The sequence below is a fragment of the Flavobacterium cerinum genome (genome assembly GCF_004028155.1).
Classification (GTDB): domain Bacteria; phylum Bacteroidota; class Bacteroidia; order Flavobacteriales; family Flavobacteriaceae; genus Flavobacterium; species Flavobacterium cerinum.
On sequence record NZ_SBII01000003.1, the window covers coordinates 330,951 to 345,318 of the forward strand.

General features: G+C 37.5%; 18 protein-coding genes. 11 read left to right on the plus strand and 7 right to left on the minus strand.

Going from position 1 to position 14,368, the window contains the following annotated elements:
• The first annotated feature begins 34 nt into the window (after positions 1–34).
• Positions 35–472 carry a DUF1456 family protein gene (locus EPI11_RS06735; protein WP_128389178.1) on the plus strand — a complete coding sequence of 146 codons (438 nt, stop codon included), beginning with the start codon at positions 35–37 and terminating at the stop codon, positions 470–472.
• 109 nt (positions 473–581) lie between these two features.
• On the opposite strand, the gene EPI11_RS06740 is transcribed toward EPI11_RS06735, so the two are convergent.
• From EPI11_RS06740 to EPI11_RS06750, 3 genes are read right to left on the minus strand one after another with little or no spacing between them, the layout of a single operon-like run.
• Positions 582–896, minus strand: coding sequence for a rhodanese-like domain-containing protein (locus tag EPI11_RS06740; protein ID WP_128389179.1), 315 nt, complete (start codon positions 894–896; stop codon positions 582–584).
• Positions 897–924: 28 nt separating this feature from the next.
• Positions 925–1,530 carry a thioredoxin family protein gene (locus EPI11_RS06745; RefSeq protein WP_128389180.1) on the minus strand — a complete coding sequence of 202 codons (606 nt, stop codon included), beginning with the start codon at positions 1,528–1,530 and terminating at the stop codon, positions 925–927.
• Between the two features lie 9 nt (positions 1,531–1,539).
• Entirely contained in the window at positions 1,540–2,106 is a 567-nt protein-coding gene (locus EPI11_RS06750) for a redoxin domain-containing protein (protein WP_128389181.1), read from the minus strand.
• Between the two features lie 140 nt (positions 2,107–2,246).
• Between EPI11_RS06750 and EPI11_RS06755 the strand changes: the two genes are divergently transcribed.
• Genes EPI11_RS06755 through EPI11_RS06765 form a run of 3 tightly spaced genes read left to right on the plus strand, consistent with a single transcriptional unit; the run spans position 2,247 to position 3,967 of the window.
• Positions 2,247–2,702: a MarR family winged helix-turn-helix transcriptional regulator gene (locus EPI11_RS06755; RefSeq protein ID WP_128389182.1), complete on the plus strand. Its 456-nt coding sequence runs from the start codon at positions 2,247–2,249 to the stop codon at positions 2,700–2,702.
• Positions 2,703–2,720: 18 nt separating this feature from the next.
• On the plus strand, positions 2,721–3,359 hold the full coding sequence (locus tag EPI11_RS06760; protein WP_128389183.1) for an NAD(P)H-dependent oxidoreductase: 639 nt from the start codon (positions 2,721–2,723) through the stop codon (positions 3,357–3,359).
• 38 nt (positions 3,360–3,397) lie between these two features.
• A complete protein-coding gene (locus EPI11_RS06765; RefSeq protein WP_128389184.1) occupies positions 3,398–3,967 on the plus strand; it encodes a YceI family protein in 570 nt (189 codons plus the stop codon).
• 166 nt (positions 3,968–4,133) lie between these two features.
• On the opposite strand, the gene cysK is transcribed toward EPI11_RS06765, so the two are convergent.
• Both cysK and epsC read right to left on the minus strand, forming a co-directional pair.
• Positions 4,134–5,042, minus strand: coding sequence for a cysteine synthase A (cysK, locus tag EPI11_RS06770; protein ID WP_128389185.1), 909 nt, complete (start codon positions 5,040–5,042; stop codon positions 4,134–4,136).
• 10 nt (positions 5,043–5,052) lie between these two features.
• A complete protein-coding gene (gene epsC / locus EPI11_RS06775; protein WP_128389186.1) occupies positions 5,053–5,868 on the minus strand; it encodes a serine O-acetyltransferase EpsC in 816 nt (271 codons plus the stop codon).
• Positions 5,869–6,144: 276 nt separating this feature from the next.
• Here epsC and EPI11_RS06780 point away from each other — a divergent pair, with 276 nt between their 5' ends.
• From EPI11_RS06780 to EPI11_RS06805, 6 genes are all read left to right on the plus strand, one after another.
• Positions 6,145–6,714 carry an anthranilate synthase component II gene (locus EPI11_RS06780; RefSeq protein ID WP_128389187.1) on the plus strand — a complete coding sequence of 190 codons (570 nt, stop codon included), beginning with the start codon at positions 6,145–6,147 and terminating at the stop codon, positions 6,712–6,714.
• Positions 6,715–6,906: 192 nt separating this feature from the next.
• Positions 6,907–7,530 (plus strand): TetR/AcrR family transcriptional regulator, encoded by a 624-nt coding sequence (locus EPI11_RS06785; RefSeq protein ID WP_128389188.1) that lies wholly within the window; start codon positions 6,907–6,909, stop codon positions 7,528–7,530.
• Positions 7,520–8,869 carry a TolC family protein gene (locus tag EPI11_RS06790; RefSeq protein ID WP_128389189.1) on the plus strand — a complete coding sequence of 450 codons (1,350 nt, stop codon included), beginning with the start codon at positions 7,520–7,522 and terminating at the stop codon, positions 8,867–8,869. The genes EPI11_RS06785 and EPI11_RS06790 overlap by 11 nt, the downstream gene beginning before the upstream one ends.
• Before the next feature lie 5 nt (positions 8,870–8,874).
• Positions 8,875–9,954, plus strand: a complete 1,080-nt coding sequence (locus EPI11_RS06795) for an HlyD family secretion protein (RefSeq protein WP_128389190.1) — start codon at positions 8,875–8,877, stop codon at positions 9,952–9,954.
• Position 9,955: 1 nt separating this feature from the next.
• Positions 9,956–11,548, plus strand: a complete 1,593-nt coding sequence (locus EPI11_RS06800) for a DHA2 family efflux MFS transporter permease subunit (protein ID WP_128389191.1) — start codon at positions 9,956–9,958, stop codon at positions 11,546–11,548.
• 12 nt (positions 11,549–11,560) lie between these two features.
• Positions 11,561–11,851, plus strand: a complete 291-nt coding sequence (locus EPI11_RS06805) for a DUF3861 domain-containing protein (RefSeq protein ID WP_128389192.1) — start codon at positions 11,561–11,563, stop codon at positions 11,849–11,851.
• Positions 11,852–12,062: 211 nt separating this feature from the next.
• Here the strand turns inward: EPI11_RS06805 and EPI11_RS06810 are convergent, their stop codons facing one another.
• Positions 12,063–12,569: a VOC family protein gene (locus EPI11_RS06810; RefSeq protein ID WP_241657592.1), complete on the minus strand. Its 507-nt coding sequence runs from the start codon at positions 12,567–12,569 to the stop codon at positions 12,063–12,065.
• A 15-nt stretch (positions 12,570–12,584) separates the two neighbouring features.
• A complete protein-coding gene (yaaA, locus tag EPI11_RS06815) occupies positions 12,585–13,343 on the minus strand; it encodes a peroxide stress protein YaaA (RefSeq protein WP_128389193.1) in 759 nt (252 codons plus the stop codon).
• A 93-nt stretch (positions 13,344–13,436) separates the two neighbouring features.
• Between yaaA and EPI11_RS06820 the strand changes: the two genes are divergently transcribed.
• Complete coding sequence (locus EPI11_RS06820) at positions 13,437–14,348, plus strand: ABC transporter ATP-binding protein (protein WP_128389194.1); 912 nt, start codon at positions 13,437–13,439, stop codon at positions 14,346–14,348.
• The last annotated feature ends 20 nt before the right edge of the window (positions 14,349–14,368 follow it).

The window sequence follows — 14,368 nt, forward strand, 5'->3', positions numbered from 1 at the left end:
CAAATAACACTACCTTTGTAAAAAAATAATGGAGATGAACAACAACGATGTATTCAAAAAGCTTCGTGTAGCGCTGCAGCTAAGAGATGACCAAATCGTAGAGATTTTAGAACTTGTAGATTTCAGGATATCAAAAGCAGAACTTGGCGCTTTCTTTCGCAATGCTGACCACCCAAACTTTATGGAGTGTGGTGACCAGGTATTGCGTAACTTTCTTAACGGACTTGTAATCCATTTAAGAGGTACTAAAGAAAACCCTACGAATGCAATGGATATCATTGAGAAAAACAAGGCTGCCATTAAACAAAATACACAAAGTAACGATAGACCGCCTGCTGTTCCTTACGACAAACCTAAAAAGCCTGCTGCCGGTAAAAAACCACCGATGAAAGGCCCGCCACAACGTCCTAAAAAACCGGAACCAATTGTTGAAAAAGTAAAATTCAATAACGGTAAACTAAAGAAGAAGTAAGCATTAGCTTTTCCTAACATATAAAAACGGCTGTCTATTTATTTAGACAGCCGTTTCTTTTCATATATGTATATATATACAAAAAAAGACCTAGGGCTCTTTTTTTGTATTATTCTGGTGACACTACCGGACCATTCCACTGAGAGATTCCTCCTATAAGGTTGTAAGTAGTTTCGAAACCAAGCTGCTGCATAATATTACAAGCTTGACCGCTACGGGCTCCGGCCGCGCAATATACATAGTAGTTTTTGGTTTTATCCAACTCTTCTACAGCATATATAAAGCCCTGTCCTTTGTAAATGTCAATATTAATGGCTCCAGGTATAATACCGCGGTTCCACTCGTCTTCGGTACGAACGTCTAATATTACAGCATTGCTGTCTTCCTGTACTTTTTCCAACCATTCCTGTTGTGATATATTCATGCTTGTGTGTTTATTTTTCGCAAAGGTATTATGCTTTTATTGAACAGCCAATAGCCTTAGTCTCTTTTACAGGAACTTCTTTACCTTTAAGTAAAGCATCTACTGCATTCTCTACATATTTTTGTTTTACAGCTGCTGCATCTTCATAATTATCATCAATAGCTCCTATATATTTTACTACATTACCTTTAGCTGTTTTTTGAAGCAGATATACATGAGGCGTTTTTGTAGCACCATATTGCGGATAAATCTTCTGTCCTTCATCCAATAAATAAGGAAAAGCAAATTTTTTCTCCTTTGCTCTTTCCTGCATTTTAGGGAAACTGTCGTCTTTTTGTTTCTCAGGATTATTAGGGTTGATCGCTACTACCGGGTATCCTAATTTCTTGTATTTCTTATCAAGTGCAATGATCCTGTCTTCATAAGCAACAGCATACGGGCAGTGATTACAAGTAAACACAACAATATATCCTTTAGCATCTTTAATATCTTTTAAAGATACTTTCTTGTTGTCTACATTTTTAAGGCTGAAATCGGTTGCGATATCTCCTACTTTGTAACCTGTTGGCTTCACTGTAAAAGCAGCCAAAAGTCCTACGATTATAAATACTCCTAAAATTTTTATTGTTTTCATAAAATATAATTATTTAAAATTGCTTACTTCTCTCTCTAATTCGTCATAAGTAAAAGACTGTTCGTAGAACTTACGCATGTCTTTATTATATATTAAGGTAGCCGGTAAAGCACCAGTCCAAGTAGAATCTACTTTTGGCAGCCAGGTATTTTGGTCTGGGTCTCTTAAATACACCACATCAGACTTTAGCTGCTTCTCTTTAATAAAAGGCAGCAGCCTGCTCTCTACCATCTTATACATATCAAGGCTCACCAGCATTACTTTTACCTTATCATCTTTATACTTTTCATTCAATTTTTCAAAATGCGGCAGCTCTTCCACACAGGGAACACACCATGTTGCCCAAAAATTCACCACATAGGTAGTGTCATTTTTTTGAGTCAGGAAATATTCCAGCTTATCAAAGTCATATGCTTTAACACTTACACCATCTTTAGTATATACTTTTAAAGGTTTTGGTTCCTGTGACTTTTCTACCACAACCTCTTCTGCTTTATCTTCTTTTTTATTGCAGGACACGATCACACTACCTGTAAACAGTAGTAACAGTACCTTATTTTTCCATTTGTTTATCATAATCAATAGGCTTTATTAACTCTCTAAAATTAGATCAAAAAATATGCCCTTATAAATTTTAAGCTTTTTTTAACACAACACTTGTACATACAAATATAAATAGCACTACATTTGTACATACAAATTTTGTACTTACAAATATGAAAATAGAAGATGTGATAAAATCAACTACCGCGATGTCTTTAAGTAAAAAGACACTGCTTAATATTATGTACACGCAAAATATTATAGCCGAGAGTTTTAACGAAGTCCTAAAGCAGCATGACCTATCATCTGAACAGTTTAATGTACTGAGGATATTAAGAGGGCAAAAAGGACAACCGGCAAACATGTGTGTGATACAGGAACGAATGATTGCAAAAACAAGCAATACCACGCGTTTAGTAGACAAATTATTGCTAAAAGGACTGGTTACCCGCAGAATATGTGAGGAGAACCGTAGAAAGATGGAGATACTGATTACAGAAAGAGGATTGGAACTTTTAAAAGCGCTTGATCCTAATGTAGAAAAGCACGAGGAAAAATTTTCAAATAACCTCACGCAAAGCCAATTGGAAGAACTAAACATCCTGTTAGAAAAATACAGGACTTTTTAATAAATTAGATTTAAAATTATGACCAATTACATAGAAAGTTTAAAATGGCGTTATGCCACTAAAAAATATGATACTTCAAAAAAAGTGTCTAAAGAAGATATTGATACCCTTAAAGAAGCCGTAAAGCTTAGTGTTTCTTCTGTTGGGTTACAGCCTTATAAGATTTTTGTTATTGAAAGCCCGGAGGTTCGTGCAAAACTTAAAGAAGCTTCCGGAGGTAACAACCAAAATTTGATCATGGATGCCTCTCACCTGTTTGTTTTTGCTAATGAAACGAATGTTGGCAATATACAAATAAACAATTATATCAATAATATCAGTACAATAAGAGGTGTTGAGCCGGAAAGTTTAAAAGGACTTGGTGATTATCTTTCAGGATTTTTAGGAAGTCTATCAATAGAAGACAAAAATGCATGGACAGCAAAACAGTCGTACATTGCATTGTCTACACTTATCAATTCTGCTGCTCTTTTAAAGATTGACACTACTCCTATGGAAGGATTTAACGCTGCTCAGTTTAATGAGATCCTTGGATTAGATGCACTTGGACTTAATGCAGCCGTTATAGCTACTGTAGGTTACCGTCATGAAGAAGACCTTATGCAGCACGCTGCTAAAGTGAGAAAGTCAAACGAAGAACTATTTATTACTCTTTAATTAATAACCCAAAATAAATTTTAAAAACAATTAAATCGATGAAGAATCTTAAAACAATTGCAATTGCATTAGTACTGGCAGTAACAACAATGACTGCTACAGCTCAGGACAAAAAAATTAACGCTGCTAAAAGTAAAATTAGCTGGGTTGGTGAAAAATTAACTGGAAAACACGAAGGTACTATCAGCATTAAAGATGGTGTTCTTAACTTTAAAGCTGGAAAATTATCAGGCGGTAACGTTACTGTAGACATGAATTCTATCACTGTAACCGATCTTAAAGCAGGTGAAGGTAAAGAAAAATTAGAAGGACACTTAAAAGCTGCTGATTTCTTTGGTACAGATAAATTTGCTACTTCTAAAATCGTTTTCAAATCGGTAAAAGCTAAAACTGCAGGTGTTTATACAGTAACTGCTGATCTTACAATAAAAAACATCACTAAACCGGTAACTTTTGACCTTACTGTAGCTAAGAATTCTGCAACTTCAACATTTAAAGTAGACAGAACTAAATACGGTATCGAATATGCTTCAAAAAGCTTCTTCGAAAGCATTGGAGACAAAGCTATCTATGATGAATTTGAGTTAACTGTTAACTTACAGTTCTAATATTTAGATTTTTAAATTGAAATAAAACCCTGGTAATACTATCGGGGTTTTATTTTGTCTCCTGCTCTTCTGCCCCCTTAGAGCAGGAGGAATATAAAAAAAGACCTGACGGATAATAATCTGCCAGGTCTTTTCACATATATAACCTTGTTTTACTTAATATCCTTTAAAATAATCCTTCAATAGAAAGATAACGCTCACCCGTATCATAATTAAAAGTAACCACAACGGCATCCTGTGGTATTTCACTTAGTTTTTTATTAACCGCTGCTAATGATGCACCAGTAGACACTCCTGCAAGTATTCCCTCCTGTTTTGCAACGTTTCTCGCAAAGTCATAGGATTCTTCTTTCCCTACCTGTATAACGCCGTCAATAAGTTCACTTTGATAAATAGAAGGCACAAACCCTGCTCCTATTCCCTGCAATGGGTGCAGTCCCGGACTTCCTCCGCTTAATACAGGAGATAATTCAGGCTCAACGGCAAATACCTTAGTGTTTGGGAATTTCTCCTTTAAAATAGCTGCTATACCTGTAATATGGCCTCCTGTACCTACTCCGGTAATTAAATAATCGATTCCTTCAGGGAAATCTGCTATTAACTCCTGTGCAGTGGTTTTTTTATGTACCTCAACATTAGCCGGATTATCGAACTGGCGTGGTGACCAGGCATTGAGTGTAGATGCCGTAAGCTCCGCAGCCTTTTCAATAGCACCTTTCATGCCCTTTTCACGTGGTGTAAGCTCAAATTCTGCACCATAGATAGACATTAATTTTCTACGTTCTATGCTCATGGATTCCGGCATTACAAGGATCAGTTTATATCCTTTTACAGCTGCTACCAATGCCAAACCAATACCAGTATTTCCCGATGTAGGCTCTATAATAACGCTGTCCGGCTTTAAGATTCCTTTTGTTTCGGCATCTTCTATCATGGCCAGTGCGATCCTGTCTTTAATGCTGTTACCAGGGTTATTTCGTTCCAGTTTTATCCATACATTACGGTTAGGAAATAGTTTATTTAGTTTTACATGTGGCGTTTTACCTATAGTTTCTAAAATGTTATTCGCTTTCATATATTGATTTTTATATTACAAAATTTAAAGGTTCAGGGAACACTTCCCTACTTTTTATGGTGATCTCACTCTTATGGTATACCAATGAATTGAACGGAACCGAGTTAGTGATCCATACGTTGCCGCCAATAATACTGCCATCACCAATTACGGTAGCACCGCCAAGTATAGTCGCATTAGCATAAATAGTAACATCATTCCCAATGGTGGGATGCCTTTTTACGGATGCTTCTGCCTTGCTTACGCTTAGCGCTCCAAGTGTAACTCCCTGGTATATTTTTACATCATTGCCAATGATTGATGTTTCCCCAATTACGATACCGGTACCATGGTCAATAAAAAAACGTTCTCCAATTATTGCCCCCGGATGGATGTCTATTCCGGTTCGGCCGTGTACATACTCACTCATCATTCTTGGTAATACCTGTACATTGTTTTGCCATAGTTCATGAGCCATACGATAAACCGCAATAGCAAAGAAACCGGGGTATGAAATAAGCACTTCCGATCGCGATTTTGCTGCTGGATCGAATTCAAATATGGCTTTTAAATCATCTTCAAGTTTTTCATGAAGTATACTAACCTTATCTTTTAAAGATAAGATCAATACATTAATTTCTACCTTATTTAAACCTGCACGATAAAGCAGGTTATCCATTATGCTTTCAAGTTCTTTTTCTTTCCCTAAAAAATAGTCATAATCGGTATATTCTTCACCAATACAAAAGAGCCATTTAAAGAATTCTTCTATCCAATATTCAGTTTTTGCCTTGTCTGGCAGCACGCCGAATTTTAAATAGTTGGCGCTGTAAACAGGATGTTTCATTGTATAATTCAAATAAAAAAGCTCCTCTTTTGAGAGGAGCTTTTGCGTTAATTAGATATCATTTAAACCTAATTTATACCATAGCAAATGCACCCCCTACCTGAGAGAACAACATAAACATGCCAGATAAACCGGTGTAAATTTCATTGCGATTTTTGTTTAAAGAAGAACAAAGGTAGCTAAAAATATCACATAGTCTACTAATTTAGTAGATTAATAACATTCTCAAATCAAGAAGTAAATGTTTTATACATTTGCAGCCTGATACCCAATTTTATGAAGAAAATTTTAGTCATCGACAACTACGATAGCTTTACTTACAACCTTGTTCATTACCTGGAAGACCTTGACTGCAAGGTTACTGTGCTACGAAATAATGAATTATCAATAGACGAACCTGCACAATATGACAAGCTGCTACTTTCACCGGGGCCAGGCGTACCGAATGAAGCCGGACTATTAAAAGACATCATAAAAGAGTATGCTGCAACAAAAAGTATACTTGGAATTTGTCTTGGCCAGCAGGCAATTGCGGAGGTATTTGGGGGTAGTCTTATTAACCTTGAAAAAGTGTATCACGGCATAGGTACAACCATCGATATTATAGTCGATAACGAACCTCTTTTTACTGGATTAAGTCATGAGATAGAGGTAGGAAGATACCATTCCTGGAGTGTCGACCCAACCACTTTACCAGACGTTTTAGAGGTTACTTCAACCGATAAAGAAGGGAATATAATGTCACTCAGACATAAAATATACGACGTTAGAGGAGTACAATTTCATCCGGAATCAGTGCTAACACCAAGTGGAAAGAAAATATTAGCCAATTGGATCAGGCTATAAATAACAATAAAGTTTTACTTTAACACAAATACACAATACATCTGAAAAACAAAAACATAACATATAACTATAGAAAAATACTATAGTTGTTTTCTACAGCGTTTTCTGTTAATAACCTGTTAATGGAGAGGTTAAACAAATGTTTAATTTAAACGATTGTTTAACTTTGTAGACGAATTTAGAAAACAGTATATGACTGAATTTAATGACAAACAAATAGACATTCTGCAGGCTGCAGAAAAACTGTTTGCAGAAGATGGCTATGATGGTACCTCCATCAGGACGATCGCTAAAGAAGCCTCGGTAAATATCGCAATGATATCCTACTACTTTGGTTCGAAAGAAAAGCTGCTCGAAGCACTCATCATACACCGCACCTCGGGTATGAAAATCCAACTCGAAAACATTTTTAAGGAAGACCTTCTTCCTATCGAAAAAGTAGAACGCCTGATTGATCTTTACATCTCGCGGATAAACAAAAACAAATGCATGTACCAGATTCTCCATTTTGAACTTTCTACCAAGAAAAGAATAATGGATATGAATGCATTTAAAGATGTGAAATATGAAAACCTACAAGCCTTTACGAAAATTATAAAGGAAGGTCAGGAATTGGGCCACTTTAGGAAAGATGTAAACATCACTCTTATCCCCCCAACGATAATGGGCACTCTAGTACACTTCCAAATGAACAAGCCATTCTTTGAACCTGTCCTTGGAATCAAAACCGAAGAAGAATACGAAAACTACATCAAGAACGAGCTTACAGCTCATATTAAACAAACCATTAAAGCGCTTTTAGTACATGAAAATTAAACATTTACTGCCCGGCGGCCTGCTTTTCTTTGCCTTAACACTACAGGCACAGGAAAAAAAACAGCTTACACTGGATGAGGCTATATCGCTGGCAGTTACAAAAAGTAACGAGGCAAGCCTGGCAGATGCCAGAATAGCCACATCTAAATTTGACCTGGATAATGCTAAAAACAATATCTACCCCGACTTTAAAGTCTCAGGTCAGTACATGAGGATCACAAATCCTACCATAAACCTTAGGACCTCCCTGGGTAATGAAAGTACCCCTTCCGAAGGTGAAAAAGCAAATGCTTCACCAGAGGTTAACCGTATCATGATGGCTCAGGCTTCTCTTAGCATGCCTATTTTTTCGGGCTTTAAATTAAAGAATAGCGTAAATGCTTCAGAGAACATGTACAAGGCACAAACCTTTAATGCTGCAAATGCTAAAGAACAGGTAGCATTACAAACAATCATGTTATACACTAATTTGTACAAAGCACAGGAGTCAGTTAAACTTGTACAGGAGAATTTGAAAAGTGCCAACCAGCGTGTTGCCGATTTTAGCGCTATGGAGAAAAACGGACTATTAGCCCGCAACGACTTTTTGAAAGCACAGCTTCAGGCAAGCAATATACAGCTCACACTCGACGATGCTAACAAAAAGGTGTCTACCATCAATTATCAGCTAATAACGCTTCTAAAGCTTCCGGAAGGTACTCAGGTGACACCAAGCGAAGCTTACTTTAAGAACGCCGGTAGTGTAACGCCATCTGTAACCCAAAATGAGGCTATTGCACAACGCAGCGATCTTGAAGCTTTGAGATGGCAGCAAAAAGCAAACGAATCCAATGTAAAGATTGCAAAGGGTGACTACTACCCTTCAATCGCCTTTACAGCGGGCTACATCGCTTTAGATATTCAAAACGTGGTTCAGGTATATAATGCCGTTAATGTTGGCATAGGCGTGTCGTATGACATTTCTAACATCTTTAAGAACAACAAAAAAGTAAAAGCTGCAGAAAGCCGTGCCGAAGAAACAAGACAACAGGTAGAAATACTTACCGATCATGTGAAGGTACAAGTTCAGGAGTCGCTTGAAAACTACAACCTGAGCTTAAAGCAGAACAAAGTTTATACAGAAGCTGTAGAACAGGCTGTAGAAAACTACAGAATCGTTAAGGACAAATATGAAAACGGACTGGTAGATACTAACGACCTTCTTGATGCCGATGTTCAGCAATTACAATCAAAAATAAACGAGGCTTTCTCTAAAGCCGATATCACCCAGCGTTACTATGAACTGCTTAACGCATCGGGTAAACTAACTAATTCTTTTAATCTTACCTCTACAAAATAATCACCATGGAAAAGAAACCGACAAATAAAAAGTTCCTTGTTATACTTATCGTCCTGGTTGTGCTGGGCGCTACTTACGGAATTTACAAATACATGCACTCCCTGGCTCATGAAGAAACAGATGATGCCCAGGTAGAAAAAAACATGAACCCAATTCTTCCAAGAGTTACCGGATACATAACTAAAGTATTTGTAAAAGATAACGACTTCGTTAAAAAAGGAGATACGCTTTTCACAATTGATGACAAAGACTATGTAGTAAGAGTTGAAGAAGCTAAAGCGGCACTTGCAGCAGCAGAAGGAAGTTTTGAAGCTGCTAAAGCAGATACAGGTGGTGCATCGGCAAATATTTCGGTATCTGAAGCGAATGTACAATCTTCTAAAGGAAACATTGAAGCAGCTAAAGTTAGACTTTGGAGAGCTACGAATGATTTTCAGCGTTTTGAAAACCTGTACAAAAATCACTCTATAACCAAACAACAGTTTGAACAGGCCCAGGCAGCAAAACAGGAAGCAGAAGCACAATTGAAAGTATTACAGCAGGCAGAAAACGCCAGCAACTATCAAAAAAACGTAATCGTTTCAAGATCTAACGTAACAGGAAAGCAAGTTGATGTGGCTGCTGCCAACATCAAAAAAGCACAGGCAATGCTTGATGCTGCAAAACTTAATCTTACTTACACGGTAGTAACTGCGTCTATTGACGGGCAGGTAGCAACTATAGACATTCAGCCAGGACAACTGGTACAACCGGGTCAGGCTTTATTTTATATCATCAACAATCAGGATGCATGGGTTGTAGCTAACTTTAAAGAAACACAGCTTAACAAAATGAAAGTAGGACAAAAAGTAACCATCATTGCAGATGCTTACCCAGATGTGAAGTTTGAAGGTGTTCTTGCCTCTTTCTCTCCTGCAACAGGATCACGTTTCTCTTTACTACCTCCAGATAACGCAACCGGAAACTTTGTGAAAACAATTCAGAGGCTTCCTGTAAAAATCAGCCTTACAGAGAATAACGATAAAGAAAAAATCAAGCTGCTTCGCCCGGGTATGAACGTAGAAGTAGACGTACACGTAAAATAATATGGCAGGAGTAGCAGCAACAGCAGACGATAGTCTGGTAGAATATGGCTTCAGGCGCGTTATCATTACGATAACGGCAGTACTATGTGCGCTGCTTGAAATTGTAGATACCACTATTGTAAACGTAGCATTAAGCGACATGCGCGGTACCCTGGGTGCAACACTAACAGATGTTGCATGGGTTATTACCGCCTATGCCATTGCTAACGTAATTGTAATCCCCATGACAAGCTGGCTTTCGCAGCAGTTTGGGAGAAGAAACTATTTTGCAGTATCCATTATTATTTTTACGGTGGCCTCATTTTTATGTGGTAACGCAACAAACATATGGGAACTGGTGACCTTCCGTTTTATACAGGGACTTGGTGGTGGTGCACTTCTTGTAACGGCACAAACCATTATTACTGAAAGCTACCCAATAGCTAAAAGAGGAATGGCACAGGCTATTTATGGTATGGGTGTAATTGTAGGCCCAACCCTTGGTCCGCCATTAGGAGGTTATATCATTAAGAATTACGAATGGCCTTATATATTTTACATCAACATTCCATTGGGTATCATAGCAACATTATTAACCCTTATGTATGTAAAAAGTCCTAAATATGGCGAAAAACTTAAAGCCAATCAGGTAGACTGGCTGGGTATAGGTTTATTAGCTGCATTTATTGGATCATTACAGTATATACTTGAACATGGACAACAGGACGACTGGTTTGCAGACGGCACCATCGTTACCTTAAGTGTGGTAACTGTTTTTGGACTATTAGGGTTCATTTGGAGAGAAATGACGTATGCCCACCCCATTGTAAACCTTAAGGTATTAGGCGATAGTAACCTTCGCATTGGTACTATAATGTGTTTTATTTTAGGATTCGGACTGTATGGAACTACATTTATTGTGCCTATATATACACAGTCGGTTTTAGGTTGGGACGCATTAGATACAGGACTTCTTTTAATACCAAGTTCACTGACAACTGCTTTCATGATGCCTATTATTGGTAAAATGATACAGAGAGGTATTCCGCAGACGTATATGGTAGCCCTTGGCTTCCTTATTTTCTTTGGATTCACCTTATGGATGCATAATGTACTAACACCTGATACAGGTGCTGAACATATGTTCTGGCCACTAATATTGCGTGGTATGGGATTAGGTTTATTGTTTGTACCTATAACTACCCTGTCATTATCTACCCTTAAAGGAAAAAGTATTGGTGAAGGTGCAGCCTTTACCGGAATGATGCGTCAATTAGGTGGATCGTTTGGTATTGCCATCATTACTACGTTCATCTCACGTTTTGGGCAGCAGCACAGAGTAGATTTGGTTTCAAACCTGAATACGACCAGTTTTGAAGTACAGCAGCGTATAATGCAGTTAAAACAAGGATTCATGGCAAAAGGTTTTAGTGCCAGTGAAGCTTTGGCAAAAGCACATCAGGTAATGGATCTGTCGGTAACAAAACAGGCAACTGTATTGTCGTTCATGGATATTTTTATGTACCTGGGTATTCTTTTCCTTGTATGTATACCATTTATACTGCTTGTAAAACGAGGTAAAGGAAAAATTGATATCGCTGATGCTATGCACTAAAAACAAAAAAGTATGAACGATAAGTATAACCATTATAAAATTACACTGGAACATAAGCACAGTCCAAAAGACGAAATGCTTCATGAACCTGTACAGGTTGAGTTTAATAACCATGATAATATCTTCTCTATCATAGAAAAGCTTCAGGAGCGCAGTCTTTTTAATGATAAAAACCAGGAGATCGAATTTGCTATCGGACTTAAAATGTTTAGTGAAGTAATGCTTAGAAATAAGGAAAACCCTTTGTTTGAAGAGTTCCTTCCGGCATTTAAAGATTTTATGAAAAAGCTTAAATCAACTTAATTGATTTAAGCAGTACATTATAATAATTGGTTTGGTGTGAAAACTCCGGATGCTTTACAGCTCCGGAGTTTTCTTTTTATGAGGTGATAACAAAAACATATAAATAAAGAGTCATACTTCAACAAGCTCGGTATGACTCTTTATTCCAATATTTGTAGTATTAACACAATGCTTGTCACCCTGAGCTTGTCGAAGGGCTTCTAAGCAATGCTTATCTGGCATCCATGTGGAGTGCGATCCGGTTGCCTTCACTATCCTTAAATTCGGCAACAAAGCCCAATTCACCATTTGAAGTTTTAGAATACAATACCTCTCCTCCATTCTCTACTGCTAATTTCAGGGTTTGGTCAATATCTTCCGTTGCAAAATAGATTAGCGTTCCGTTTATTGTTGGTTTGTAGATTTCCCCTTTTGCTAATGCTCCGGAAATCCCTCCGGTTTCATCAGTAAAAGGAAATAGAGCCATTTCATTATCATCTATAATGTCATTCCTGAACTCAAAATTAAAAACGGCCGAGTAAAACTGTACTGCCCTATCCATATCCGCTACCGGAATTTCAAAATACACCACCGGATTAGATACTTTTTTCATACTTGTTTTTACTTTGTCAGATGAATTGCTAAAGTTAGAATTACTTGTTTCCTTTTTACAGGATATAGATAAAGCAACCATAAGGAAGATACCTATGATTGCTTTATATGTTTTTGCTATCTTCATTGTTATATAGAACATCTATCGGGTAAACACTAAAGTGTTTTCTTTAGAAAGTTTTGGATCGAACTTGTAACCATCATAATCAAACCCTTTCAATCCTTTAAGCGTTTTTACATTATGGTCTATTATATAACGTACCATCATACCCCTAGCTTTCTTGGCAAAAAAGCTTACCATGCGCAATTCACCATCTTTGTAATCTTTGAATTCAGGTGTTATAACCGGTACTTTAAGTACTTTTATATCAACGGCATCAAAGTACTCTTTACTAGCAAGGTTTATAAATAGTTCGTTTTCTTTCAGCTCTTCATTAAGAGCCTCTGTAATGGTAGGTTTCCAGAACTCATATAAATTCTTTTTTCCGTTTACAGAAAGCTGAGTTCCCATTTCCAGGCGATACGGCTGTATAAGGTCCAATGGTTTTAATAAACCATACAAGCCCGAAAGTATTCGCAAAGTATCCTGGAGCTTATTCAGTTTTGCTGTAGGTATAGTATAAGCATCCAACCCGATATATACATCACCATTAAAGGCATACACTGCCGGGCGGGCGTTTTTTGTAGTAAAAGGTGTTTTCCATTCCTGGTTACGCTGCCAATTCAGATCGGCCAGTTTGCCCGATATTGCCATTAGGTCACTCAGTTGTGCCGGTGTTTTGTGTTTAAGTGTTTCCTGAACAACCTCTGATTGCTCTAAAAAAGCAGGCTGAGTACTTTTACGTGATGGTAATTTGGTTTCAAAATCCAGCGATTTGGCGGGCGATATAACAATTTTCATGAATCTTATTTTATGCTTCTCAAAAGTACTACGCAAAAAGCACTTGTACAATAAGTATTTTCCTATATTAGCCAATACCAAACCAATAGAAAAATGCAGGACTACATTATCCAGACAAAATCGCTCAATTTTCAATATTCAAAGTCCCGAAAGGTACTAGAGGATGTTTCATTAAATATCCCTAAAGGATCCATATATGGTTTTCTTGGCCCAAATGGAGCCGGAAAATCGACAACTATGAGGCTGTTAACCGGAATAATTCCTGAACAGCACGATGCCATTAGTATTTTTGGAAAACCGTTAAAAGATCAATTACCTCAGGTTTTTGACAACATAGGATCATTGGTAGAAAGCCCTGCGCTTTACCTGCACCTTAGCGGATATAACAATCTTAAATACATTGCAAAGCTGCGCAATATTCCTGAGAGCAGAATTGATGAGGTGCTGGAGCTGGTTGATCTTTCCAGAGATGCTAAACGCAAAGCAAAACAATATTCATTAGGGATGAAACAACGTCTTGCTATTGCAATGGCACTGCTTAATGAACCGGAACTCTTATTACTGGATGAACCTGTAAACGGCCTTGATCCTAACGGTATCCAGGACATAAGGAAATTGCTGGTTAAGCTGAACCGTGAAAAAGGTGTTACTATTTTTGTATCAAGCCATCTTTTGGCTGAGATTGAAAAAATGTGTACCCATGTAGGGATCATTAGCAAAGGTAAACTACGTTTTGAAGGTACTATTGAAGAGTTGGGTAAAAAGTCAGGAGCGTGTAAAATACAGCTAACTGTTAAAGATGCAACACACTGGAATGAAAAATTAATGGAAAACCACCCTACTGCAGAACTGCAGAATGCTACTCAGATAACACTGGAACTTCAGGACAGGGAAGCTATCCCGGAATTTGCAAAGAATCTAATTACACAAGGCGCCCACCTGTATGAAATTAAAATACTGGACGGTCTTGAAGAATGGTTCATGACTTTAGTAAATCAAAAATAACACCTCAACACCTGCTATAA

What these genes read in the sequence shown, in the direction of transcription:
- EPI11_RS06750 (WP_128389181.1), bottom strand. Translation starts at nt 2,106, where the DNA reads ATGATAAACAAATGGAAAAATAAGGTACTGTTACTACTGTTTACAGGT.
- cysK (WP_128389185.1), bottom strand. Translation starts at nt 5,042, where the DNA reads ATGAAAGCGAATAACATTTTAGAAACTATAGGTAAAACGCCACATGTA.
- EPI11_RS06800 (WP_128389191.1), top strand. Translation starts at nt 9,956, where the DNA reads ATGGCAGGAGTAGCAGCAACAGCAGACGATAGTCTGGTAGAATATGGC.
- EPI11_RS06785 (WP_128389188.1), top strand. Translation starts at nt 6,907, where the DNA reads ATGACTGAATTTAATGACAAACAAATAGACATTCTGCAGGCTGCAGAA.
- EPI11_RS06780 (WP_128389187.1), top strand. Translation starts at nt 6,145, where the DNA reads ATGAAGAAAATTTTAGTCATCGACAACTACGATAGCTTTACTTACAAC.
- yaaA (WP_128389193.1), bottom strand. Translation starts at nt 13,343, where the DNA reads ATGAAAATTGTTATATCGCCCGCCAAATCGCTGGATTTTGAAACCAAA.
- EPI11_RS06790 (WP_128389189.1), top strand. Translation starts at nt 7,520, where the DNA reads ATGAAAATTAAACATTTACTGCCCGGCGGCCTGCTTTTCTTTGCCTTA.
- EPI11_RS06810 (WP_241657592.1), bottom strand. Translation starts at nt 12,569, where the DNA reads ATGAAGATAGCAAAAACATATAAAGCAATCATAGGTATCTTCCTTATG.
- EPI11_RS06820 (WP_128389194.1), top strand. Translation starts at nt 13,437, where the DNA reads ATGCAGGACTACATTATCCAGACAAAATCGCTCAATTTTCAATATTCA.
- EPI11_RS06765 (WP_128389184.1), top strand. Translation starts at nt 3,398, where the DNA reads ATGAAGAATCTTAAAACAATTGCAATTGCATTAGTACTGGCAGTAACA.
- epsC (WP_128389186.1), bottom strand. Translation starts at nt 5,868, where the DNA reads ATGAAACATCCTGTTTACAGCGCCAACTATTTAAAATTCGGCGTGCTG.
- EPI11_RS06760 (WP_128389183.1), top strand. Translation starts at nt 2,721, where the DNA reads ATGACCAATTACATAGAAAGTTTAAAATGGCGTTATGCCACTAAAAAA.
- EPI11_RS06795 (WP_128389190.1), top strand. Translation starts at nt 8,875, where the DNA reads ATGGAAAAGAAACCGACAAATAAAAAGTTCCTTGTTATACTTATCGTC.
- EPI11_RS06735 (WP_128389178.1), top strand. Translation starts at nt 35, where the DNA reads ATGAACAACAACGATGTATTCAAAAAGCTTCGTGTAGCGCTGCAGCTA.
- EPI11_RS06755 (WP_128389182.1), top strand. Translation starts at nt 2,247, where the DNA reads ATGAAAATAGAAGATGTGATAAAATCAACTACCGCGATGTCTTTAAGT.
- EPI11_RS06805 (WP_128389192.1), top strand. Translation starts at nt 11,561, where the DNA reads ATGAACGATAAGTATAACCATTATAAAATTACACTGGAACATAAGCAC.
- EPI11_RS06740 (WP_128389179.1), bottom strand. Translation starts at nt 896, where the DNA reads ATGAATATATCACAACAGGAATGGTTGGAAAAAGTACAGGAAGACAGC.
- EPI11_RS06745 (WP_128389180.1), bottom strand. Translation starts at nt 1,530, where the DNA reads ATGAAAACAATAAAAATTTTAGGAGTATTTATAATCGTAGGACTTTTG.